The organism is Chromatiaceae bacterium (assembly GCA_016714645.1).
In the GTDB taxonomy this organism is placed as follows: Bacteria; Pseudomonadota; Gammaproteobacteria; order Chromatiales; family Chromatiaceae; genus M0108.
The window spans coordinates 1264693-1287937 of record JADKCI010000001.1 but is presented as its reverse complement, the minus strand read 5'-3'; the positions used below and the strand labels follow the sequence as shown (position 1 = coordinate 1287937).

Genomic DNA, 23245 nt, shown 5'->3' with positions numbered 1-23245 from the left:
GTGACAGCTTTGATACTGTATCATTATCGCAACGTATGCCGATCCGGATGAGGTTTCACAGGCCCAGGAAAAGCGTGTCACTGGGCATCGCCCTCATCATCGGCGGCCAATTTCTCTTTGCCGCAATGGGTGTTGGGATCCGATTTCTCGCCGACGGGGTGCCCAACGAGGTACTGGTGTTTTTTCGCAACATCCTGAGCCTGGGTCTGCTCGCCCCCTGGCTGTTCCGGGATGGACTCCCGAGGCTGCACACCCAGGTCCCCCATCTGCACCTGCTGCGCGGCGGCGCCGGACTGGCGGCCATGTACTGCTTTTACTACGCCATCAGGCACCTGCCCCTGGCGGAGGCCATGGTCCTGCTCCTCGGCGCCCCCCTCTACATCCCCCTCATCGGTCTTCTCTGGCTCAAGGAGCCGGTGCCGGGACGGGTCTGGCTCGGGGTAGCACTGGGATTTGGCGGCGTCCTGGTCATCATGCATCCCGGCTTTGGGGGCATTTCCACCCCCGTAGCCATCGCCCTGCTCGGCGGTTTTTTCGCCGCCATCGTCCAGGTCACCATCCGCCAGCTCTCGGGCACCGAACCCACTCTGCGTATCGTCTTCTATTTCGCCTTCACGGGGACCCTACTCTCGGGCGTACCCCTGGCCTGGTCCTGGAGTGCGCCCTCCCCCCGCGATCTTCTCTGGCTGCTGGCCGTCGCCAGCTTTTCCACCCTGGGCCAGGTCTGCCTGACCCAGGGCCTTTCGATGGCCAGCGTCGCCCGCCTGGGGATTTTCAGCTACTTCTCGGTCATCTTCGCCGCCGCCTTCGGCTGGCTGTTGTGGCAGGAGCCCATCACCAGTTGGCAGGTGACAGGTTCCCTCCTGATCCTGCTGGCGGGGCTGCTGGCAGGCGGGTAACGGCTCCCGGGGCGGAGATCCGGTTCAGGGCCGCGGCAAAAAATGGGGGGTCGGAACCGCCCGCCGGGGATGGCCTTGGCGGCGATTCCTTATATACCCAGCGCCGGCCACTCTCCGGCCTATCGCGGGAGGGCCGGGTGGGGGCTGGCGGGGGCTGGCGGGGGTGTCGACAGCAGGGATGCCGTCGTCAGGCCTACCGGGAGGTATTCACGGCGTCCCCAGCCAGACACCCCCCGGCCCGGGAAACCGAAAACTCAGGGGTGTTGGGTATAGAGACAGCCCCTCCCTCACCCAACCCAGGCCCGGGCATTGCGGAACAGCCGCATCCAGGGCCCATCCTCGCCCCAGCCATCGGGATGCCAGCTATGCTGGACGGTACGAAAGACCCGTTCCGGATGGGGCATCATGATGGTGACCCGGCCCTCCCGGTTGGTCAGGCCGGCGATACCCAGGGGCGAGCCGTTGGGGTTGGCCGGATAGCGCTCCGCGATGCCACCGGCGTTTTCCACATAACGTACCACCACCCGGCTGCCGGCGGACCGTAGGTGATCGCCATCGCGGAACTCGGCCCTACCCTCGCCGTGAGCCACGGCGATGGGCAGCCGCGAACCAGCCATGCCGGCCAGCAGGATGGAGGGCGTCTCCAACACCTCCACCATCAGGGTACGGGCCTCGAATTGCTCGGAGCGATTACGCACGAAGTGCGGCCAATGCTCGGCTCCCGGGATGAGTTCCCGCAGGTTCGACAGCATCTGACAGCCGTTGCAGACCCCTAGGGTAAAGGTATCGGGGCGCGCGAACCAGGCCTGGAACTGGTCACGGACCGGAGGATTGAAGAGGATGGACTTGGCCCAGCCCTCGCCGGCGCCCAAGACATCGCCATAGGAAAAACCGCCACAGGCCACCAGGCCCTGAAAGCCAGTCAGTTCCGCCCGCCCGGCCATGATGTCCGACATATGGACATCGACGCAGGCAAAGCCAGCTTGATGGAAGGCGGTCGCCATCTCGACCTGACCGTTGACGCCCTGTTCCCGCAGCACCGCCAGCCGCGGCCGGGCCCCGCGCAGAATGAAGGGGGCGGCGATATCCTCCTCGGGGTCGAAGCTCAGTTCGACGTGCAGACCGGGGTCGCCCCGGTCGCCGATGCGGTCATGTTCCTCGGCGGCGCAATCCGGGTTATCGCGCAGGGATTGCATCGCCAGGGTCGTTTCGGACCAGACGCGCTGGAACTCCTTTCGCGTCCCCGCCAGGACGGCAACCCCGTGGCGCAGGAAGCGGATGGTCCCCTCCCCGGCGACCCCGGGACTGCCGATCACGAAGGCGAGAGCCCCCAGGCCATGATCATGCAGCAGTTTGAGGACATCGTCCGTGTCCGTGTGCCGGACCTGGATGACGGCGCCCAGTTCCTCGCTGAAGAGGGCGGCGCCGGGCTCGTCGCCCAGGGCGTCCAGATCGATCTCGAGCCCGCACCGCCCGGCGAAAGCCATCTCGCATAGGGTAACGAAGAGACCGCCGTCGGAGCGGTCGTGGTAGGCCAGGGCCAGGCCCTCCCCCGCCAGTTCGCGGATGGCGGCGAAGAAGCGCTTGAGCGACTCCGGATGTTCCAGGTCCGGCCCCTGGTTCCCGACCTGCCCATAAACCTGGGCCAGACAGGAACCCCCCAGGCGGTTGCGGCCCGCCCCCAGGTCGATGAGGATCAAATCCGTATCGCCGAGATCGATGCGTAACTGGGGCGTCAGGGTGCGGCGGGCATCGGTGACGGGGGCGAAGGCGGAGACGATCAGCGACAGGGGCGCCGTCATGGCGCGCCGCTCGCCGTCCACCGCCCAGACCGTCTTCATACTCATGGAATCCTTGCCCACCGGGATGGCGATCCCCAGGGCCGGGCAGAACTCCAGGCCCACCGCCTTGACCGTCTCGAAGAGCCGGGCGTCCTCGCCGGGATGACCCGCCGCGGCCATCCAATTAGCGGAGAGCTTGATGTCGCCGATAGTGGCGATATCCGCCGCCACCAGGTTGGTAATGGCCTCGCCCACCGCCATGCGCCCGGAGGCGGCGGCGTCGATCAGGGCCAGAGGGGCGCGCTCGCCGATGGCCATGGCCTCGCCGCCGTAGCCAAAGCCGTCGCGGGTGGTCACCGCCACGTCCGCCACCGGCACCTGCCAGGGACCCACCATCTGGTCCCGCGCCACCAAGCCGGTGATGCTGCGGTCGCCGATGGTGATCAAAAAGGTCTTGTCCGCCACCGTTGGCAGACGCAGCAGCCGTAGGGCTGCCTCCTTGAGGTCCAGCCCGGCCAGATCCAGGGCCGGCTTGTGGAAGGAGTGATGATGGACATCCCGCAACAGGCGCGGTGCCTTGCCGAAGATCATGGGCATGGGCATGTCGATGGGGGTATTGGCGAAGTGGGCGTCGCCCAAGAGCAGATGCTCCTCCGCCGTCGTCTCGCCCACCACGGCGTAGGGACAGCGCTCGCGCTCGCAGAGGCCCTTGAACTCTTCCAGCCGCTCGGCGGCGATGGCCAGCACATAGCGCTCCTGGGACTCGTTGCACCAGATCTCCATGGGCGACATGCCGGGGTCGTCGTTGGGCACCGCCCGCACCTCGAATCGCCCGCCGCGACCGGCATCGTGGACCAGCTCCGGCAAGGCGTTGGAGAGGCCACCGGCGCCAACGTCATGAATGAAGAGGATGGGACTGTCCTCGCCCCGGGCGCAGCAGCGGTCGATGACCTCCTGGCAACGGCGCTGCATCTCCGGGTTGGCGCGCTGCACCGAGGCGAAATCCAGGTCCTCCGCCGAGGCCCCCGAGGCCATGCTGGAGGCCGCGCCGCCGCCCAGGCCGATGAGCATGGCCGGACCGCCCAGCACTACCAGGGGCGAACCCACCGGGAAGGGGTGCTTATGGACGTGCTCGGGGCGAATGTTGCCCAGGCCACCGGCGAGCATGATGGGCTTGTGATAGCCTCGCAGCTCGCTACCACTGGGCCCCGGTACCACCTGCTCATAGGTGCGGAAATAGCCACAAAGGTTGGGCCGGCCATATTCATTATTGAAGGCCGCCGCGCCGATTGGGCCTTCGAGCATGATGTCCAGGGCTGAGACGATGCGCCCCGGACGGCCGTGATCCTGCTCCCAGGGCCGTTCCAGACCGGGGAGGCGCAGATTGGAGACCGAGAAGCCACAGAGCCCCGCCTTGGGCTTGGATCCGCGGCCGGTGGCGCCTTCGTCGCGGATCTCGCCCCCCGAGCCGGTGGCCGCGCCCGGTTCCGGGGCGATGGCCGTGGGGTGGTTGTGGGTCTCGACCTTCATGAGGATGTGGATCTCCTCGTCATGCTCGCCGTAGATGCCGTTCTCGGGGTCGGGCATGAAGCGCCGACCCTCCCCGCCCTGGATGACGGCGGCATTGTCACGGTAGGCCGAAAGCACCTGGTCGGGCGACTGCTCGGTGGTGTGGCGGATCATGCCAAAGAGGGAATGGCGCTGGGGCTGGCCGTCGATGACCCAGCTCGCATTGAAGATCTTGTGGCGGCAATGCTCCGAATTCGCCTGGGCGAACATCATCAATTCCACGTCGGTGGGATTGCGGTTCAGGGCGACGAAGCTCTCCACCAGGTAGTCGATCTCGTCGTCCGACAGGGCCAGGCCCAGGTCACCATTGGCTCGTTCCAGGGCGGCACGGCCACCCGCCAGCAGGTCCACCCTCAGACAGGGCCGCGGCTCGGCCTGGAGAAAGAGGCAAGCGGCGTCCTCTTCGTCGAACAGGACTTGTTGGGTCATACGGTCGTGGAGGGCCGCCTCGGCCGCCCCTTGCTGCTCGGGGGTCAGAGATCCCTCGGTGGTCGCCAACCAGTAGGCCGTGCCACGCTCAATCCGCCGAATCTTGTTCAGGCCGCAATTGTGGGCGATGTCCGTAGCCTTGGAAGACCAGGGCGAGAGGGTCCCCGGCCTGGGGACCACCAGCAGGAGTTCACCGCTGGGCTCGCGCCCGGTCAGCTTGGGCCCGTAGCGCAAAAGGCGGTCCAGGACCGCTTGCTCCCCCTCGTCCAGGGTCTGCTCCAGCTCGACGAAATGGCGGAATTCAGCGTATAGGCTCAGGTTTCCGCCCATCTCGGCCGCCAGGCGCCTTTCGAGCTTACGCAGGCGGAAATCGGAAAGGGCGGGGGCGCCGCGTAGGACAAGCATGGGCAATGGGCTCCGGCGGAGGGGTCTGGATGTCGGGCATGATACCCCAAGGACCGAGGGCAAGGATGGTCAAAGGCCCCTGTGACCCGGCGCCACCCGAACTCGACCCAACAGGGGCCGGACGCGGGCCAGAACTAGGAGGCGGGGTCAGTCCAAGGCAGGGCGATGATGCCGTCCCGCGCGAAACCGGAGGGCTGCCCCAGTTCGTCGTAGCAGGTACAGCGCCTGCCTTCGAAATGGAAGTCGCCGATATAGCGGTGAGATATCTTACGGCGTAGGTTGCTGGCCAGGTCGAGGCCCAGGAGGTGACAGACGAGGGCGCGGATGACGCCGGCGTGGGCGACCAGAAGCAGGGTCTGGGTCGGGTGATCCGCGGCCATATCCAGGAGTCTAGCCAGGCAGCGGGTCTGCATCTGGCGGAAGCTCTCGCCGCCGGGAAAGACGTAATCCGGGTCCTGTTTGAACTTGGGGTAGGCCTGAATCACCTCATCCTTATCAAGGCCAAAGAGCTCGCCGTAGTTGATCTCGTTGAAGGCGACATGACTCTCCACCGCGTCACGGCCCCGGCTGCGGGCGTAGTAGAGGGCTGTATTGCGGGCACGGCCCAGATCGCTGGAATGGATGGCATCAAATACCAGCTTCCGGGTCGTCAGACAATGGTCCACGTCGAGCAGATCGCTCTCCCAGTCGCTGGCCCGCGGGGCATCGCCCCAGCCCATGATGCGCCGGGCCTCATTGCTCTGGGTGCGAAAATGGCGAACCAGAATCAGACGCATGAGGGCTCCCGCTAGCCTCCGCCGCCCAAGGGCCCGAAGAGGTCGTCGAGCACCGCGTGGATAGCGGTCGCGAACTCCTCGAAGGAATGGGGCTTGACGATATAGTCCTCGACCTCGTAGCGAAAGGCGGCGGCCCGGTCATTGGGCTCGTTGGATGAGGTCAGCACGATGACCCTCAGGTCCCGCAGTTCAGGGTCCGCCCGGAGCGCCTGGAGAAACTCGATGCCGCTCATGCGCGGCAGATTAAGGTCGAGGAGGATCAGGCCCGGCGGATCGATCCGTGCCCGGCCCTTGCCCCGCAACAGCTCCAAGGCCTCGGTGGCGGTGCGGGCCACGTACAGGGGAATGGGGATGGCGTGCCGCTTGAGGGCGCGCTGCACCGTCATGACGTCGACGCGATCATCCTCCACGAGCAGAATGCCGCTGCCAGGTTTGCTCATCTCGGTAGGTCTCGGTTGGTTTGTACGTCGTCTCCACCGGGGTCAAGCGCCTGTTCCCGCTTGGCCCAGGTGAACACGAAGCGGCAGCCGCGCCGCTTGCCCTTCCTATCCGCCAGATCCTCCAGGCGGATGGCACCCCCATGCTCCTCCACCAGCTTCTTGACCAGGGCCAGGCCAATGCCGGTGTTGACGCCGTAATCCTTGACGCTCAGGGTCTGGAACATGAGAAACACCTTGTCCTGGAACTCCGGGGGTATGCCCGGGCCATCATCCTCGATGGCAAAGAGCCACAAGTCCCCCAGATCCTGGCCCGAAACCCTGACCCAGCCACGATCACGGTCATGGTGACGAATGGCGTTGGCGATCAAATTGGCGAAGACCTGGGACAGATGCAGCCGATCGGTGTGAAGGACCGGCAGCCCCAGGGCAATCTTGACTTTGAAATGGCTGGGGGGAGCCAGGGTATCCACGACCTCCGCCACCAGGGGCCCCACGTCCACTTCTTCCAGGCTCCCAGCCACCCGGCCGATCCGGGAATATTCCAGGAGGCCCTCGATGAGGGCATTCATGCGCGCCACCCGGTCGCGCAGCAGATCGAGCTGCTCCTGGGTCTCGGGGGTCAGCCGGTCCTGGAGATCCTCCTTGAGCCATTCCGACAGGTTGGCGATGCCGCGCAGGGGGGCCTTGAGATCATGGGAGGCGACATAGGCGAACTGCTCCAGGTCCCGCGCCCGCCGCTCGGACTCGAAGGTACGCCGCTCCACCCGGTGTTCGAGAGTCATGTTGAGGCACTGCATGGCCTGCTCCGCCCGGCAGCGCTCGGCGATTTCGACGTTAAGGGCCTCGTTGGCGCGGGATAACTCCAGGGTGCGCTCCGCCACCAGCCGCCGCACCTGGCGGTCGCGCCCGGTGAGGGCCAGCAGATAAACACAGGTCAGCAGGGTGAAGACCAGTCCCATGAGCGGAATCAGCCAGACCCCCCACCCCTTGGTCTGGAAGGCGCCGGGCACCGGGGTACAGACCAGGGTCCAAGTCAGATCCCCGGCCTGCACCTGGCCTTGATAAGAAGTGGCGATCGAGTCCGTCCGCCCGTTGGCCTCGTCCCGGAGGCGGGAGCGATGGACATAGAAAAGGTGTTGCTTCTGGGTGTCGTCCCGAGACCAGAAGGCGATATCCACGCCACTGGGGCCCAGGCTGGCCATGGCCTCATCGATGAGTTCGCCAAACCGGAAGACGCCGATGGCAAAGCCGCGCACCTCCTGATCCTCGATGCCTACCGGCTCGGCATCGACATCATTTGGCATCTCCAGCCCCTCGCCTTCCTCGACCCGGGTAAAGACGGGACGATAAATGGAGAAGAGGCTTTCCCCGTCCTGGCCCTGCCGGGTTTCGGGCTCGCCCACCAGCAGAGTCCGGAGTTCCGCCGCCTTCGACAGGAGTTCCATCACCCGGGGAATGCCCGCCAGGTCCATGCCCAGCAGGGAGGTGTTTTCCGGGTAGGGCTGAACGTAGAGAATGGGGAAATGGACGGGCCGCTCCGGCGCTGGCTGGCTCTCGCCGCTGGCGGCCTGATCCTGGACCTGAAAGCGTGGTATGCGAGGGCGGACCTTGGCGACGAAATCACGGCGCTGATCACCGGTCACCCTGGGCGCCCATTGCAGCGACTGAATGATGCGGTTGCGTTTGAGGGTCGGACCGACGAACTCGCGGAACTGCCGCCGGGTGACCATGGAGGCGGCATCGAAGAAGCTGCCCAAATCCTGCACCAGACCCAGGGAGTAGTCCAATTCCCGCTGGATCACTAGCAAGCGGTCCCGGGCGGCCTCGGAGAAGGCGGCGAAGTGCCGCTGATTTTCCAGGTCCGCGATCCGCGCCGAGACCAGCCAGGTCCCCAGGGCACCCAGTAGGGCCACCACGAAGATGGGGCCATAGCTGCGCCAGAAGGCCGCCGCCTCGGCCAGCCACTCCCCCACCTTGGCCTGGGGCCACCTCATGCCAGGGCCTCGGGATCGGGGGGGAAGCGCTCGCCGATACGGCGCATGACCTCGTCCATGACCTGGCCCACCGTCTCGTTCATGTCCCAGTTCACCAGGACCGGAATGTCCGCCTTCTGGGCCTGATCGACCATGAAGGTTTGCAGGGTCCAGATCTCGGACAGCATCTCGCGATGACGATCGGAGTCGCGATCCGGGGCCTCGCGGCTACGGCGTTTGAACTGCTCGTCCAACCGCTTGCGCGTCGTCACCGCCAGCATCAGAGGCACCAGCACGGACTTGGTCCGCACCTCGGCCAGGTCCAGATAGGTCGGCATCACATGCACGCCATCGACGATGAGGTCGGTCCGCTCCTTGACGGCGCGGGCAATGGTCGCCTCCAGGGCCACGCGGACCGTGCCGAACTGGGCCAGAAATCCCGCTATGACCGGGTCCTGGGCGGAGGCCGCCGACCCTTTCACCTGGGGCAGGCCCCGCCAGGCGTCAAAACTGGAATAGCCCAGGGTGGGCGCCACATGGGGCACCAGGTAACAGCGGATGATCTCGCGCATCATGTCCGTGGACTGGGTACGGACGATATCCAGCAGGTAGGCCAGGCGGGTGGCCAGGGTGCTCTTGCCAGTCCCGGTGGCGCCGCCCAGCAGGATGATGAGGGGCTCGCCGCTATCATTGAAATGGCAGCGCGAGAGGAAGCGGTTGCCCGCATCCTGAAAGCCCCCGGACTTGAGGGTGGCATAGACCACCTGACGCAGTTCCTTGCGCCCCACCTGATTCACGCCCTGCTCGCGCAGGCTGGCGTGGACCAGGGCGGCCCCCCGGGCAGCCACGTCGGAACGGATACCACAACCCTCCAGATGGCGCGCCAGGACGCCGGTGGAAAAGGGCTCGGACCCCTCCTGGCGGCGCACCACGACCCGGGAAACCCCACCACCGGCATCATAGTCGCCGCGGATCTGGGCGCCGAAGCGACGTTCCAACTCCTCGCCCACCAGACGCCGCAATTCATTCGTGGACATGACCTCGGTATCGCCATCCAACTGATTACGAAGGCGATTGGCAATGGCGTAGGCTTGAGTAAAGGAGATGCCAACATCCACCAGCGACTGCACCAGGATGCCGCGCAGGAAGGGCAACCGCTCTCCCGTCGCCGTCTCTACCAATAAGGCCTTACTTGCCATAATGAGGCTCACCCCCCACCGACGCCACCGGGTGACACCAGCAACCTAGACAAAATTCGGGATCCCGAAAAACAGCATTGTCCGCGGAGGCTAGACACCGCTTTGCACGGTGGGTGGCCGCCCAGGGGAAGGAAGGGAGGGCCTGACTGCATCATCCCTAGGCCAGATTATCGCCCCAGCACCTGATCCAGTTGGGCAAAGATGCAATTCAATACGGGCTGGTTATCACCGGGAAGGAAAGTATTTATATTCGAGGCGTAGCCGTGACGGTCGATGCGTCCAAAGTAAAGCTTGGAAGTTTGGTCAATAAAGTAGATATTCGCGTCGCCACTTTCCACTTGCACCAGGTAATTCAGAGGCTGCCTGCCAATGTCCAATTTACCGCAGGCTTTGACAAGGCGATCCACGAAGGCATCGTCGCCAGAATCCTCGACGAGAGAATCCGGGGCCACCAGGGAGCCGCCACAGCCGGAAATCGCTATGACCGCCAGGATCACCGCCAGGTTGGTGCGCTTCGATAACATAGCCGTTACTCCTGGGGATGGTGTCCTGGTTAGGGATGGGTGTTGGACCGAGGCGGCGTGACCGGTACTAGCCAGCTCCGGGATCAATCGGGTCGTTTCGCGGGACATTTTAGTACCCGCGCGCCCATAGTCCAGCCTCTTTTCAAAATTAGGATTTTATGGTGCTCCCCCCTGACAATGGGGACCCCGGACCGGAAAATCATTTGATCCCTAGTGGTGTCCCTATGTCCAATCTGATCAAACTCCTTCATGAAACGGCCTCCTTGCGGGCCGAGTATCAGCGACTGCACCAGGATCTCACGGGTCTTTCCGTGCGCCGCCTGCTGTTTCTGGTCCGGTCTGGCGCACGACAGCAGGTGGATGCCCGGTTCCAGCAGCTGTTCCAGCGCCTGGGAGAAGTGCGGGAAGAGATGGGACGCTTGGCCCCCGACGACCTCGCCATCCGTAGGGGAGAAGAACTCTGCCAGGCCCTCAAAGACTTCCACCAAGCCTTTGACGAGACCCTGGGGCAACTCGAAATTCTCCACCGGGCGCAGGCCAGCCAAGCCACCAGGGTCCCTGGCAAGGACAGCCACAGCCTGCTTGCCCCCTATGACGACGCCCTCCAGCACCAGCGCCGGATGGGGGCCCGGATCAACGACTTGCTCGCCGATCTATGAAGACCCGCACCTGCGCGAGCGGGCCTTTATCAGTCCCCATGAGCGGCGGGGCGGAGACCTCCGCCAGCACCATCCGAGTTAGGGCCCTGGACCCGTCCCCCTGCGGCAACGGGTCCCCGCGCCGCCCCCAAGGCCCGGTGTCATTTCAAGGTCGCCGGCTGAAATCTATTTTCAACCAGTGCCTTGGCATCAGCCTGGGGTACATGACATTGGTTGCAGAAATAGCGGCTGCCCGCCGGCCGTACCAGCTTGCTTCCGTTGCGGTCAGTGAAGTGGGACTCGCTCATCTCCACCGACTTGGCCTCGTCTTCCTCCGGGCCCTTCATGTGACACTCCAGGCAGCCGTTCTCCTTGAGATTTATGGCGTACTTCTCGTTGGTATGCGGGACCAGGGGCGGCTGCTGCTCAAAGTTACGCGGGATATTTTCCTTGTTATTGATATACTTATAGGGCTCTGGCGCCGGCTCTGTCACCGGAATCGGCAGGTCGCCGCGCAAGGACACGACACCGGCGAGGACTTGCCCCGCCAGCCCCGCCTGACCGGTTACCAGAAGGGCCAGAAGGGTTAAGGATGGCTTCATGACGACACCTCTCTTTTGTGGTTTTCGCCGCCTAGGGCCGGGCGAGGGTTATTGGCAAAACGCGTGGTGAAGGCGAAGACGTCGCGACCGCAGACATCGATGCACCGTCCACAATTAGTACAGTGGCCGGACAGGATCAGGGGTCCCAGCCCCTTGTCGGCCCCCTTCAGCGCCGGCCGGATGACCCAGTGCTCGGGGCACACCGCGAAACAGTCCATGCAATCGTCGCAGCGCTCGCGCCGGACCGCGGCCACCCTCAGCACGGCCGCCGTCCCGACCAGGCCATAGAAGGCGCCGATCGGACAGAGATGGCCACACCAGGCCCGGCGACCGACGAAGAGATCCAGCAGGAACACCGCCGCCAGGACACCCCAGGCCAGGCCCATGCCAAAGACCAGGCCGCGATAGACCATGGCCACCGGATTCACCAGTTCCCAGGCCAGGGCGCCGCTGGCCGCCGTCACCAGCAGGATGGCGCCCAGGAGCCAGTAGCGGGTCTGATCGGTAAAATGCGCTCCGGCCTTGATGTTGAATCTACACCTCAGCCACTCGGCGGCATCCGTGACCGGGTTGATGGGACAGACCCAACTGCAATAGGCGCGACCGCCGACCAGCCAATAAAAGACCAGCACAATCAGGCCGCCAATCAGGGCCGTCAGCTCGGGGACATGGCCTGTCGCGAACAGCTGCAACAGGAGCAGGGGATCGGTCAGGGGCAGCAGATCCAGAGTCAGACTGGAGGCCAGGTTACCCGTGACGATCCAGGCGCCGAACCAGGGACCAGCCAGAAAGAGCGCCAGGACCAGCGCCTGGCTCAAGCGCCGCAGCACCAGATAGCGGTGAGCACCAAACCAGCCCTTGAGCCGGCGCGCCTCGGCGCCAGGACGACCGCCGGCTTGCATCAGAGACCTCCCTTGCGGTTGAGCGTCTCCAGCGGATTGCCGGGAAAGGGCGAGGCCGCGGAGGGTGCTAGCGGGGCGGCGGGTCCAGATGGCGCCAGCGGCTGGGGTGGGGAGAATGCCGGGTTAGGGGCCAAGGCAGCTGGTGGCCCGCCGGGCGCGGGTGGGAGCCCCAGGGATGGTGCCGGCAGGTCCGGCTGGCCCGGGATGAGCCCTCGGCCGCCGTGCTCGTAACGCGAGCCCTCGGGCAAGTGGTACTGGTGGGGGAGATCCGGGGTCACCAGGGATTCCCCGGCCTGGGCCTTTTGCTCCCAACCCAGACGATAGTGCTTACCGAGCATCCCCTTGGCCAGGGCGATCGGCAACACCTTGATGGCCGCCTCATCGAGAATGCAGGCCTTTTCGCACTTGCCGCAGCCCGTACAATCCCGCGAATGCACCACCGGGATGAAGAAGGCATGCTTACCGCTGCGGGGGTTATGCCGCATGTCGAGGGTGATGGCCTTGCCACGCAGCGGACAGCTATTGAAACAGACCTCGCAGCGCAGACCTTGAAAGGCAATGCAGGCCTCCTGATCGATGAGGACGGCGAGCCCCATGCGCGCCGCCTCGATCCGGGTCAGGCTCGGGTCCAGGGCCCCGGTGGGACAGGCCTTGACACAGGGGAGGTCATCGCACATCTCGCAAGGGATAGCCCGGGCCTCGAAGAAGGGCGTACCCAGGGCGACCTCGTCCCCCAGCCGGGCCAGTTTCAGGGTGTCATAGGGACAATCGCGCACGCAGAGACCGCAGCGGATGCAGGCACCCTGAAACCGGGTCTCGTCGTCCGAGGCCCCCGGTGGCCGGATGGCGGTCGCCGGCAGGGCCCGAGCCTGGCGCTGATAGACGCCCATCGTAACCGCCACCAGACCGACGCCCACCGCCGTCCGCAGGGTGTCCGTCAGCCAGCGCCGCCGCCCCGCGTCGAAACCCTTGGCGCCCTTCTCATGACCAGACATGGCCCCTCATCTCCCCTGCTCAAGCCGCGACCACCCGCTAGGGCGGCCAGCCCCGGCGCCCCTATCAGGCCGGCATGACCTTGACGGCCACCTTCTTGAAGTCCGTTTCCTTCGAGAGGGGATCGGTGGCATCCAGCACCAGTTTGTTGACCAGGCGGCTGGCATCGAAGAAGGGCACGAAGACCATGCCCTCGGGCATTTTATTGCGGCCTTTTGTCTCCACCCGACAGATGATCTCGCCACGGCGGCTGGCGATCTTGGCCGCGTCGCCGCGCTTGAGGCCGCGCTTCTCGGCATCCTTGGGGTGCATGAACACCTGGGCATCCGGCACGGCGCGGTAGAGCTCGGGGACGCGCCGCGTCATGGATCCGGAGTGCCAGTGCTCCAGCACCCGCCCGGTGGACATCCACATGTCAAATTCCTGGTCCGGGGCCTCCGCCGGCGGCTCGTAGGGCGCGGTGATGATGTTGGCCCTGCCATCCGGGTTGCCGTAGAAGGCGACTTTGGCGCCCTTGGGAACGAAGGGGTCATAGCCTTCGCGATAGCGCCACAGAGTCTCCTTGCCGTCCACCACCGGCCAGCGCAGACCCCGCACCTTGTGGTAAAGGTCGAACTCCGCCAATTCATGGCCCTTTTTTGGACCCTCCAGGCCGAAGATCCGATACTCCTCGAACAGGCCTTTTTGCAGGTAGAAGCCAAAGGCATCCATCTCGTCATTGGGGTAGAGGTTGCCCCGGTCATCGGTCACGGGCTGCTTGGCGAACTTGTTGACCGCGCCATTGGCGTAAAGCACCTCGAACAGGGTCTTGCCGCGATAATCGGGGTTTTTCGCCAGCAAGTCTTCGGGCCAGACCTCATCCGTTTTGAAGCGCTTGGAGAATTCGACGTACTGCCAGAGGTCGGAGCGCCCCTCGCCTGGGGGCTTGACCTGCTGGCGCCACACCTGGGTGCGCCGCTCGGCGTTACCAAAGGCCCCCTCCTTTTCGGTCCACATGGCCACCGGCAGGATCAGGTCGGCGGCCATGGCCGAGACGGTCGGGTAGGCCTCCGAGACCACCACGAAGTTGGCCGGGTTGCGCCAGCCGGGGTACATCTCCTCATTGATGTTGGGACCGGCCTGCATGTTGTTGGTCGTGCTGGTCCAGTAGCAGTTCAGCTTACCGTCCTTGAGCATGCGGCTCTGCAAGACGGCGTGATAACCGATCTTGCCCGGCAGGGTGCCCTCGGGCAGCTTCCAGACCTTCTCGGCGAAATCCCGATGCTCCTTCTTCTCCACCAACATGTCGGCGGGCAGGCGATGGGCAAAGGTACCGACCTCGCGCGCAGTACCACAGGCCGAGGGTTGGCCGGTCAGCGAGAAGGGGCTATTGCCCGGCTCGGAGATCTTGCCGGTCAGCAGGTGGACGTTGTACATGAGGCCATTGACCCAAACGCCGCGGACATGCTGGTTGAAACCCATGGTCCAGTAGGAGGTGATCTTCTTGCTGGGATCGGCGTAGAGCCTGGCGAGCCGTTCCAGGCTCTCGACCGGGACTCCAGACAGCTCTGAAACATATGCGGCGGTATAGGGCTCCAGGGACTTTTTGTAGTCCTCGAAACTGATCTTGGTCAGGTTGCCCTTGCCGGCATTCTTGGCCGCCTTTTCCAGGGGATGATCCGGGCGCAGGCCATAGCCGATGTCGGTCGGGGTGCTGTTGAAGTTCACATGGGCATTGACGAAGTCCCAGTTGACCTTATCGTTGGTGACCAGATAGTTGGCGATGTAGTTGAGGATCGCCAGGTCGGTCTGGGGCTTGAAGATAATGCCATGATCGGCCAGCTCGAAGCTGCGATGCTCGAAGGTAGACAGCACATGGACCTCGCAGCCCGGCCTGGTCAGACGGGTGTCGGTCAGGCGCGACCAGAGGACGGGGTGGTTCTCGGCCATGTTCGCCCCCCACAAGACGAAGGCATCGGCGTGCTCGAGATCGTCGTAGCAGCCCATGGGCTCGTCGGCGCCGAAGGCGCGCATGAAACCCACCACGGCGGTGGCCATGCAATGGCGCGCATTCGGGTCGATGTTGTTGGAGCGGAAGCCCGCCTTGTAGAGCTTGGAGGCGGCATAGCCCTCGTAAACGGTCCACTGACCCGAACCAAACATGCCCACCCGCGAGGTGATCTCCTCCGGCGGCTTGCCCTGGTTCTCCTCCAGGCTCTGCTTGATCGCGGCCTTCCATTTGACGGCCATGAGGTCGAAGGCCTCGTCCCAGGAGACGGGCTCGAAATCACCCTCCTTGTCGTACTGGCCATGCTTCTTGCGCAGCAGCGGCTGGGTCAGCCGGTCCTCGCCATACATGATCTTGGACAGGAAGTAGCCCTTGATGCAGTTCAGACCCCGATTGACCGGCGCGTCCGGATCACCCTGAGTGGCGACCACGCGGCCGTCCTTGGTCCCGACCAGCACTGAACAGCCGGTGCCGCAGAAGCGGCAGGGGGCCTTATCCCAACGGATACCCTGGTCTTCCTCGGCGGCGGTCGCCGGGATGCCCGGCAGTGCTAAACCCGCGGCGGCGGCAGTGGCGGCAATGGCATTGGTCTTGATAAATGTCCGACGGGTCTGATTCATGATACGACCTCCTCCTGGGGGGACTCGTTATCGACTTGGTAGTAAATGAGAGAAGACGCGGAGACCCCCGCGAGGGCAGCCAACCGGGCCATCAGGTCGGCGCAATAGCCATAAAAGGGCCCCTCGAGGGTGACGACCAGCCGCCCGCCCGCGCTGGCATGCAACTCCACCCCCGCCAGGCCAAGAAGCCTCTGCTCGACCGCTGCGGCCTGCTCGGATCGACATATCAGCAAGACGCCACAGACGTGGTATTCGGTCATGCCTTCTTCCGCCCTAGCCAGGCCTGGACAGGGGGACCGCCGCCACGACCGTTAGGCATCCCTTCGCGGCTGACGAATGGGGTGGGCGGGAATAGCATGAAGCCACCTTCAGGTTCAGGGCGCTGGCCGACCCAAACGTAGGCAGGTTTGTCCCAGGGCGGAGGTGCAACGCACACGAACGCGCCCCCGACAGGATGACCCGGGGCGCGGGCTGGTCTCAAGGCCTGGGTGGTAGTCATAGCCTGCGACGGATCTAAAATCGTGACCGCTTGGTTTAAGCGGCAGGCTAACCTTGAAGGCTCCCGCTAAAATTGACCCAGATCAAGGCTGGAAAAAATGCCTGCCGCGCCGCATCCACCCCTACCACCAATTCTTAATATTTTATTTTGGGTAGGGGGCTGTCTTGACGTAGGGGTCCTCCCTATGCAGCACCAGCAGCGCCAGGGTACGGCCGGTGAGGACCAGGACCGCTAGCGGGACCAGCAGATACATGGCAAGCAGCGGCCGCACCAAGGGCAGAGGGCGGTGCCACGGATAGGTCAGGTCCTTAAGCCGGGAGTCCATTAGGATGATGGCCCTAATGGCGAGCTTGAGCAGGATTAGGAGGGTGTGCGTCATGGGCCTATACAGGTTGCGACGGTATCGGGCCCAGGCCCGGTACCAATGGGAGGAGCGCCCGGCATCAGGCCAGGACCGAAGCCCCTACTTGCGCGCGACTCCCACAAGGATCAGCAACCGACACTCCTGGCCGATATCACCCTAGCCTTTACCACGCGGTGTCCGGGTGCGTACCCCGGGCCGCGACCAGAACCTTGGCGGGATCCCGCGGCTGACTGTCAGGCGACATGCAAAACTGGCCCGGAGGCGACCCGTAAAACCGACCCCGCACAGACCCAACGGAGGGGTCCAGATGAGCGAACGAGGCGTTACGGTAGCAACCCTTTGCGCGCACCCGCACCGGTCTGAGGCGAAAACTCGCGGTTGTGTTTGACAACTGGTGAGCCAGGTCTACGCTGAACTATTAGAGAACAACATGACGAGGCGACAACCCCACCGCTTCGTTCCAGTAATACCGCGCCTTAGAGGGGCCCAACCTGATGTACGCTTCTAGACTTAGGCTATTGACCTGTCTTTTGCTCTTTCTCACCGCGACAACCACCAGTATCCCGACGCAAGGAGCGCCTGGATCCTCGGGGACGATGGGGTTCGTCATCCAATGCCCCCATCTACCCCCGGGCCTGGAACCAATCCCTACCTGCCAAGGGAGACCAGCAACGTGCGTCGGGACGGAGGAAAACGATGTTCTTTGGGGAACGGAGGATGACGATGTCATCCTAGGGCTTGGGGGCGACGACGCTATCCAGGCAGACGCTGACGACGACATTGTGTGCGCAGGCCCCGGCAACGACACTGTCCATGGCGGCCCTGGCAACGACTCGATCTACGGCGAGGACGGGGATGATGTGCTCTTCGGAGCCAAAGGGAAGGACTCCCTTTATGGCGGTCATGGCCGGGACGTCCTATGGGGCGGACCTGAGTTAGATTCCCTTGACGGCGGTCCCGGCGAACTCGATGCGTGTCTCGGACAGAAAGACGAGGCTCAGTTCAACGAGGAGAACTGCGAGTTCATCTATCCTCCCCCAGGATTTACCCACGAAAAACAGCACCGTTTTGGGCCAGGAATTATCAAGGAAGCCACGCCGCGCCGAGCCACAGACGGGTGAATGCAGCCAACGCGTATGATTGAGCCCCAATCCCCGCAAGATAACCGGGGCTGCGAGAAGGGCCCATATCATAAGGTCATCTAGTTGAGGAAGGTCATCTAGTTGAGGACGGGGCCTCCCAGTAAGACTTGGCGAGCAGGCGGAGTGACCAATCTACTTGGCTGGTTTGCTACAGAAGGGTCACGCGGATTCAGTTCAGCGACTCGCCGCCTGAACCCCGGGAGTCACACTGTTGAAGAGGCGCGGTTACCCAAGGGCTCAGGCGGATCATGCGCACCCGGAAGCCTTTGAAGATGACCACCGGGGACTGCCCACCTAACTCAAGCACGCAGCGATGGCATCTTGGTAGCAGGGAGTCCGTCATTATCCGCTCGATTCCACACTCTGGAGGACTGAGGATCCGTGGCCGGATTTGGTTGGTAGTTCTGTAGCCCCGAAGGATCGCAGCCCGTACTTTCTTTGGACAGACTGGTGGCAACCTCCCACTGGCGCGCTGATCGCGCAGTGTCGAGTGGCGTTTCCCCAAGCGAATCCATCAGGTTCGCCTTTGCCCCAGCGCGAATCAGGTACTCCGCTACCTCGAGCCGGCCCTTGCGGGCTGCCTCGTGCAAGGGCGTTCGACCGCGATCGTCGCGCGCATTGATGTCGGCGCCCGCCAGTAGAAGCACCTCGACAGCGCCAATATGTCCGCTCGCCGCAGCGTCGTGAAGCGGGGTGTTACCGGGACGGTCTTGGGCATTTACACTTGCGCCTGCCCGGAGCAAGAGCAGGGCGATCTCCTCATCGCCTTCACTCACCGCGACATGCAAGGGGGTCTTACTTCTTTCGTCGGTCACGTTCGGGTTCAGACCATTGCTCAACAAGAGGCCAGTCATGTCCGTGTACCCGACCCGCGCCGCAACATGCAATAGCGTGTCGGTTTGTGGTGTATCCGGGATTGTTGCCCCCGCGGCGATCAGTATCCGAACCACGTCAAGGCTGTTGTTCTTGACGGCCTTGTGCAGCGGGGCCTCACGCTGCTTGCTAAGGGTATTGAGATCGGATCCGCGTTCCACCAGTAACTGGGCGAGGCGAGGGTCTCTGCACGCCGCTGCCTGGTGCAGTGGCGTCTCCCCACTCTTGTTGCGGGCATGGTAGTCTACCCCCGCATCCAATAGCTGGCGCAGGGAATCGAAGACACAGGTGGATGCGGCCTTGTGCAGCGGGGTGTCACCATAAAGATTCAAAGAATTGACCTTAGCCCCCCGATGCACCAATTTATTCACGGCATTAACCTGTCCCGCGGCAGCCGCATAATGTAACGGCGTTTCTCCCTGAGGGTCCGCCGCGTTCACATCCACACCCGATCGCAGCGCCATATCAATCGCAACGAGGTTTCCTGTCATCGCCGCCTCGAATATCGTCACCTGGGGCCCGAAATTACAGGCAGCAAGGGCCGTAGCAAGAATTACGAGCAGCAGGGAACGCAACATTAGATAGTTCATTGTGGATCTCGCACTTATCGCTGCGTATGCCTAGCTCCTCGTTTAGGTAGAAGCCACGAGTTATCCGCCCTATCTCCGTGTACCTGCAGCGGCCCCACCGTAGTCCAAACGTTGGGGGTGGAGCTGGCCGTTTCCTGCAAGGTCAGAAGTGGCTGACAGCCCGTGTCACCCATGGCGCCTTCCTGAGGCGAGCGGCTAGTCCTTATCATTTTCGCCTCGCTCCCTCCCAAGTGGCGACTGCCCATCTAACGTCCAACGACTGCCACTTAGGGCACTCGGCGTTGGGGTACGAGCCACAATATTCGCACCCCCATCGCCGCGAAGTAACCCCGACATGGCGATCGGCTCGATCGCGTGCCGCGCAAACTGCAGACAAGCCTCACCGACCTGGGAGAACCGCGCCTTATCGACCGCGCCTGACAGGGCGTGCTCGCCAAATTGAAGCCTTTAACACAAGCATATCAGTATATTTGAATATTTCAATATTATTTCACCACGGCATGATGCTATTCATAAAATTCATGGGACGGCCAATGTTCTGGTTAAGGCCGGACACGTTGCCACTGATATGCTGAGTCGCCGCCGTCACTGCCGCCATGTGTCCGTTCATGAATTGCAGGGTCGCGTTCATCGAACCCACGCGTCCATCTAACGAGCGCATGGTTTGATCCATGGACCCGATCCGTATGTCGACGTCCCGGATGGAATTCAGCATCGGAGGCAAGGTTTCCAACTTCACGTTCATAGCCGTTACCGTTCCGGTGAGGTCGTCAAGATTCACTGAGATGTCCCGCACGCTGCCAGTGAGCCCGTCGAGATTTCGCGAGATCTGACCCATTCGCTCTGACATGAACCCCAAATTGACATCGACCGCACGCGCCATGGTGTCAATGTCCTGCACGAGATTGTAAACCATGTAAAACGCGTAGGCAGCAAACAACGTGAAGCCGAATAGCATCGGAAACATCACCATCTGCCAGCGACGGTTGCTCTGCACTAAGGCCGTAACAAGTCTGCAGAGGACATCGTGCTCCGAAAGTAAGACCCCCGTTTGACCGCGTTGGCTCTCTTGCGTACCAGCCGGGGACTCGGGCTCGGTGCTGGTATCGCAGGGCCAATTTACCTTTGGCGTTTTCATAGAAACTATACCCTATTGGTCTGATCGTCTTACGCGAACCCCTTCGCAACCGGCCGATCGCTGGCCCCATTTTTTTGCCTACTCGGCATTATAACCTAGCCTTGGGGGGGGTCCGACCCCGGCGCTGCTCGAAGTACCGGCAGCTACCCAAGCAGAATGAGCGGATGTAAAAAATCAGCGTTTGGGTGAACCGTGACCCCGGTGTCCCGCTCGCCGCTCGGGCTCCTTGGTCTCTGCGGTCCGAAATCCTGTCTGAAGTTCCTTGCATATCTGCCAGCATGCCCCCGAACCAGGGTCACCTCTGGATGTTGACGTAGCCTCCGCTTGTTCACGATTTTTTTGAATCATAGGGCGCACTGCCGCGGCAGTCCATGGTAGGACGGGCGGGCTCAGTGCCCTTAGAATTGGTGGGTCCTGGGGGTGAGGATCGGCCAGGCGCACTTGGGGTCGATGCCGACCGCGTCCGACACGATCCGGTGCGGGTTAGGGCCGATCCACCTACCACAGGCGTTTCCGGTATAGCGGGCGCCCGCTCGTGATCCCCAATCTGCACCCTGGAGGCTGAGGAAAAACAGGATGGAAGGCATGCTGACCCGTCTAGCGGAATCCCCTGAACTAAAGAGGTTGCATTTCCGCGCCCTCTGCCATGTATCCGTCCGTGCCCCGACCCTCTTCGCCGATCTCGGCTTCACCGACCTAGACCAACGGCTCAAACCCATCCGCAACCAAGGTGCTGGTCAGTTCATGAAACAGCACCACGAAGCGGACGTCCAATAGGGATTGCCCGCGTTCGCACAGAGAAGGGCGCAGGCCGCTGATGTGGACCTGGACAACCTCGTAGTCCAGGTCCGACGGTGCACGGTCATCGGGGAGGAGGGCCACCTGGGTGGGGACGAGATCGGATCGCGGCGCTTGTACCAACCGAAGGCGCGGGACGCCGCGCCGAACTCTGGCCGCGGGGCCATCCGGCCTTGTCATGGGGCGGCCCCTGCGTGAGCATGGCACCGTGATCGCAATCCCATTCCTACCCTTTCCCAGCCCTCCAAAGTCAGGGGCGACGCCGTGATCGGGGCACTGGTCCGCCGCTGGCGTGAGCGAACCACGGCCAGAGCCCTGGCCCATTACCCCGCGAAGGCATGGAAGCAAGCCTGGGACGCCCTTCCGCTCTTGGCCGGGCTGGACGCAGGGGAGGCCCAGGGCCTGCAGGCACTTGCGGCCCAATTCCTGAGGTCCAAGACCATCGAGGCGGTCCAGGGAGCCAGCCTCGAACCCCACGATCAAATTGCCATCGCCCTGCAGGCCTGCCTGCCGGTCCTGCACCTCGGCCTGTCCTGGTACCAGGGGTGGTATGCCGTCATCGTCTACCCGGAAGAGTTCGTACTGGAGCGGGAGCACATCAATGCCGATGGGGTCGTCTGGATCGAGAGCGTGGTCAAAAGTGGGGAGGCCTGGGAGCAGGGGCCGGTGATCCTATCCTGGGCCGACGTGGAGGCTGGGATGCAGCGGGATGGCTACAACGTCGTCATCCACGAACTGGCCCATAAGCTGGATATGCGTAGCGGCCCCGCCAACGGCCACCCTCCCCTGCATGCCGGGATGAGCGACGGGACCTGGGCGCGGGATCTCGGGGCCGCCTATGCGGCCTTCGTCCACCGCGTGGACCGCCATGGGGAGACCGCCATCGACCCCTATGGGGCCGAGTCCCCGGGGGAGTTTTTCGCGGTATGCAGCGAGGCCTTCTTCGAGATCCCCCATCCGCTCCGGTTGGAGTTCCCGGCGGTCTATACCCAACTCGCCGCCTTCTACCGCCAGGACCCGATCGCCCGACTGGAGCCTGTGGTGTGGGACGAGATCCCTCGGAATGTGGACGACCTTATCGATACCGGCAGCGAGTGGCGGCTGCAAGGCACACAGGGCCCAGGGCGATCTGCTCGGTGAGGACTTTTACCATCCCACACCTGCTACCGCTGCCTGGACAAGCTCCTGGGTCCACCGTAACTGTTCAGGTCTCCCAGGCAGGCTTACGCCAGCCGGGGCATCGGCGGTTGGCTCTGGAAGGGCTGGCTTTTCACGGCCAGAAGAGCAGGAGCAGGGAGGCGGCCATCCCGATGGCAGGAAATACCCACGACGGTGGGGATAGATCGATCCTCTGCGGCGGATTCCAGGGTTCGGACTGGTTATCGGCGTCAAACCCGCGGGCTCGCAGGTAGTAAACACCGAAGAGCGGTTTTTGGAAGGTCGCCTCGTTCGTGGTCACCCCCACCCGCTGCACCGAGTGGTCGAAGCCCCGATCCTCGACCAACTCCACCTCGAACCGTTCGTTGGGCTCGCCGCGCCAGCGGAAGGTCATGCTCTGCCCCTCGATCTCCGGGGCCGCGAACTCCTGGGTGGGGCTTTGGCTGAAGGGGGGTTGGGTTGGGCGTCGACCTTGAGTCCCCGCTGACTGTCGAGACCCTCGATCCCGTCCCGATCCACCGGCCTTACCCGCAGGAAGCAATCTCCGTCGGGCACTCTTGTGAACTTCACCGAAGGCTCGGTGGTGATACGGTCCTGGAGCAGGATTTCGAAGGATGCGCTCGGTGCCACCTGGACCCGGTAGCGGATGGCCTTAGGCACTGTTTGTCGGGGTTGGCTTGGGATTCTGAGCGGCGTTCCTCGAGGAGCACCTCGGCATCGGAAACCTCACCGCCGATCAGGCGCGCGGAGACCAGTTGGAGGCGGCTCCGTTCCCGCACCAGAAGACGGGTGCCGTCGGCGAACTGCAGGGTGGCGTTGGCATCTTTGCCGGTTTCCAGGTCATCCCCGGCATACAGCGTCATACCTGGCTTGAGCGTGCGCTTAGTGTGGGGGGCACCGAGGTGGCCGCGGACCTCGCCCTGCACCTTGATGATCTGCACGGGGG

21 protein-coding genes are annotated in these 23245 nt (G+C 63.6%); 5 read left to right on the top strand and 16 right to left on the bottom strand.

The window, feature by feature from the left end; all coding sequences use genetic code 11:
* Positions 1–74 precede the first annotated feature (74 nt).
* Positions 75–899, top strand: a complete 825-nt coding sequence (locus IPN92_05975; protein ID MBK8637845.1) for a DMT family transporter — start codon at positions 75–77, stop codon at positions 897–899.
* Between the two features lie 287 nt (positions 900–1186).
* On the opposite strand, the gene purL is transcribed toward IPN92_05975, so the two are convergent.
* From purL to IPN92_05945, 6 genes are all read right to left on the bottom strand, one after another.
* Complete coding sequence (gene purL, locus IPN92_05970; protein ID MBK8637844.1) at positions 1187–5083, bottom strand: phosphoribosylformylglycinamidine synthase; 3897 nt, start codon at positions 5081–5083, stop codon at positions 1187–1189.
* A gap of 134 nt (positions 5084–5217) precedes the next feature.
* Entirely contained in the window at positions 5218–5859 is a 642-nt protein-coding gene (locus IPN92_05965; GenBank protein MBK8637843.1) for a histidine phosphatase family protein, read from the bottom strand.
* 11 nt (positions 5860–5870) lie between these two features.
* Complete coding sequence (locus IPN92_05960; GenBank protein MBK8637842.1) at positions 5871–6299, bottom strand: response regulator; 429 nt, start codon at positions 6297–6299, stop codon at positions 5871–5873.
* Entirely contained in the window at positions 6296–8293 is a 1998-nt protein-coding gene (locus tag IPN92_05955; protein MBK8637841.1) for a CHASE domain-containing protein, read from the bottom strand. Before IPN92_05955 ends, IPN92_05960 begins: the two co-directional genes overlap by 4 nt.
* Positions 8290–9471 (bottom strand): hypothetical protein, encoded by a 1182-nt coding sequence (locus IPN92_05950; protein MBK8637840.1) that lies wholly within the window; start codon positions 9469–9471, stop codon positions 8290–8292. The genes IPN92_05955 and IPN92_05950 overlap by 4 nt, the downstream gene beginning before the upstream one ends.
* Before the next feature lie 167 nt (positions 9472–9638).
* Complete coding sequence (locus IPN92_05945) at positions 9639–9995, bottom strand: hypothetical protein (protein MBK8637839.1); 357 nt, start codon at positions 9993–9995, stop codon at positions 9639–9641.
* Between the two features lie 224 nt (positions 9996–10219).
* Between IPN92_05945 and IPN92_05940 the strand changes: the two genes are divergently transcribed.
* Complete coding sequence (locus IPN92_05940; protein MBK8637838.1) at positions 10220–10654, top strand: hypothetical protein; 435 nt, start codon at positions 10220–10222, stop codon at positions 10652–10654.
* A 140-nt stretch (positions 10655–10794) separates the two neighbouring features.
* Here the strand turns inward: IPN92_05940 and IPN92_05935 are convergent, their stop codons facing one another.
* The 6 genes from IPN92_05935 to IPN92_05910 all read right to left on the bottom strand — a co-directional run bounded on the left by IPN92_05935 (position 10795) and on the right by IPN92_05910 (position 16615).
* The gene (locus IPN92_05935) at positions 10795–11235 is read right to left on the bottom strand and encodes a nitrate reductase cytochrome c-type subunit (GenBank protein MBK8637837.1); all 441 of its coding nucleotides are present in this window, start codon (positions 11233–11235) and stop codon (positions 10795–10797) included.
* A complete protein-coding gene (gene napH / locus IPN92_05930) occupies positions 11232–12137 on the bottom strand; it encodes a quinol dehydrogenase ferredoxin subunit NapH (protein ID MBK8637836.1) in 906 nt (301 codons plus the stop codon). Before napH ends, IPN92_05935 begins: the two co-directional genes overlap by 4 nt.
* The gene (napG, locus tag IPN92_05925; protein MBK8637835.1) at positions 12137–13132 is read right to left on the bottom strand and encodes a ferredoxin-type protein NapG; all 996 of its coding nucleotides are present in this window, start codon (positions 13130–13132) and stop codon (positions 12137–12139) included. Before napG ends, napH begins: the two co-directional genes overlap by 1 nt.
* Positions 13133–13196: 64 nt before the next feature.
* Positions 13197–15737 carry a nitrate reductase catalytic subunit NapA gene (gene napA / locus IPN92_05920; protein MBK8637834.1) on the bottom strand — a complete coding sequence of 847 codons (2541 nt, stop codon included), beginning with the start codon at positions 15735–15737 and terminating at the stop codon, positions 13197–13199.
* Complete coding sequence (locus IPN92_05915; protein ID MBK8637833.1) at positions 15734–15997, bottom strand: chaperone NapD; 264 nt, start codon at positions 15995–15997, stop codon at positions 15734–15736. The genes napA and IPN92_05915 overlap by 4 nt, the downstream gene beginning before the upstream one ends.
* A 381-nt stretch (positions 15998–16378) precedes the next feature.
* Complete coding sequence (locus IPN92_05910) at positions 16379–16615, bottom strand: hypothetical protein (protein ID MBK8637832.1); 237 nt, start codon at positions 16613–16615, stop codon at positions 16379–16381.
* 581 nt (positions 16616–17196) lie between these two features.
* Between IPN92_05910 and IPN92_05905 the strand changes: the two genes are divergently transcribed.
* Positions 17197–17721: a hypothetical protein gene (locus IPN92_05905; protein MBK8637831.1), complete on the top strand. Its 525-nt coding sequence runs from the start codon at positions 17197–17199 to the stop codon at positions 17719–17721.
* A gap of 320 nt (positions 17722–18041) precedes the next feature.
* Here the strand turns inward: IPN92_05905 and IPN92_05900 are convergent, their stop codons facing one another.
* Positions 18042–19205, bottom strand: coding sequence for an ankyrin repeat domain-containing protein (locus IPN92_05900; GenBank protein MBK8637830.1), 1164 nt, complete (start codon positions 19203–19205; stop codon positions 18042–18044).
* 490 nt (positions 19206–19695) lie between these two features.
* Complete coding sequence (locus IPN92_05895; GenBank protein MBK8637829.1) at positions 19696–20202, bottom strand: hypothetical protein; 507 nt, start codon at positions 20200–20202, stop codon at positions 19696–19698.
* A 726-nt stretch (positions 20203–20928) separates the two neighbouring features.
* Between IPN92_05895 and IPN92_05890 the strand changes: the two genes are divergently transcribed.
* Positions 20929–21120, top strand: a complete 192-nt coding sequence (locus tag IPN92_05890; GenBank protein MBK8637828.1) for a hypothetical protein — start codon at positions 20929–20931, stop codon at positions 21118–21120.
* Between the two features lie 288 nt (positions 21121–21408).
* Complete coding sequence (locus tag IPN92_05885) at positions 21409–22281, top strand: zinc-dependent peptidase (GenBank protein MBK8637827.1); 873 nt, start codon at positions 21409–21411, stop codon at positions 22279–22281.
* A 130-nt stretch (positions 22282–22411) separates the two neighbouring features.
* Here IPN92_05885 and IPN92_05880 read toward each other — a convergent pair whose 3' ends face one another.
* Positions 22412–22693, bottom strand: coding sequence for a hypothetical protein (locus tag IPN92_05880; protein ID MBK8637826.1), 282 nt, complete (start codon positions 22691–22693; stop codon positions 22412–22414).
* Between the two features lie 172 nt (positions 22694–22865).
* A complete protein-coding gene (locus tag IPN92_05875; GenBank protein MBK8637825.1) occupies positions 22866–23240 on the bottom strand; it encodes a hypothetical protein in 375 nt (124 codons plus the stop codon).
* Positions 23241–23245 lie beyond the last annotated feature (5 nt).

Coding starts and splice junctions, on each gene's coding strand:
- purL (MBK8637844.1), bottom strand. CDS start 5,083: ATGCTTGTCCTACGCGGCGCCCCCGCCCTTTCCGATTTCCGCCTGCGT.
- IPN92_05965 (MBK8637843.1), bottom strand. CDS start 5,859: ATGCGTCTGATTCTGGTTCGCCATTTTCGCACCCAGAGCAATGAGGCC.
- IPN92_05960 (MBK8637842.1), bottom strand. CDS start 6,299: ATGAGCAAACCTGGCAGCGGCATTCTGCTCGTGGAGGATGATCGCGTC.
- IPN92_05955 (MBK8637841.1), bottom strand. CDS start 8,293: ATGAGGTGGCCCCAGGCCAAGGTGGGGGAGTGGCTGGCCGAGGCGGCG.
- IPN92_05950 (MBK8637840.1), bottom strand. CDS start 9,471: ATGGCAAGTAAGGCCTTATTGGTAGAGACGGCGACGGGAGAGCGGTTG.
- IPN92_05945 (MBK8637839.1), bottom strand. CDS start 9,995: ATGTTATCGAAGCGCACCAACCTGGCGGTGATCCTGGCGGTCATAGCG.
- IPN92_05940 (MBK8637838.1), top strand. CDS start 10,220: ATGTCCAATCTGATCAAACTCCTTCATGAAACGGCCTCCTTGCGGGCC.
- IPN92_05935 (MBK8637837.1), bottom strand. CDS start 11,235: ATGAAGCCATCCTTAACCCTTCTGGCCCTTCTGGTAACCGGTCAGGCG.
- napH (MBK8637836.1), bottom strand. CDS start 12,137: ATGCAAGCCGGCGGTCGTCCTGGCGCCGAGGCGCGCCGGCTCAAGGGC.
- napG (MBK8637835.1), bottom strand. CDS start 13,132: ATGTCTGGTCATGAGAAGGGCGCCAAGGGTTTCGACGCGGGGCGGCGG.
- napA (MBK8637834.1), bottom strand. CDS start 15,737: ATGAATCAGACCCGTCGGACATTTATCAAGACCAATGCCATTGCCGCC.
- IPN92_05915 (MBK8637833.1), bottom strand. CDS start 15,997: ATGACCGAATACCACGTCTGTGGCGTCTTGCTGATATGTCGATCCGAG.
- IPN92_05910 (MBK8637832.1), bottom strand. CDS start 16,615: ATGACGCACACCCTCCTAATCCTGCTCAAGCTCGCCATTAGGGCCATC.
- IPN92_05905 (MBK8637831.1), top strand. CDS start 17,197: ATGGGGTTCGTCATCCAATGCCCCCATCTACCCCCGGGCCTGGAACCA.
- IPN92_05900 (MBK8637830.1), bottom strand. CDS start 19,205: ATGAACTATCTAATGTTGCGTTCCCTGCTGCTCGTAATTCTTGCTACG.
- IPN92_05890 (MBK8637828.1), top strand. CDS start 20,929: ATGCTGACCCGTCTAGCGGAATCCCCTGAACTAAAGAGGTTGCATTTC.
- IPN92_05880 (MBK8637826.1), bottom strand. CDS start 22,693: ATGACCTTCCGCTGGCGCGGCGAGCCCAACGAACGGTTCGAGGTGGAG.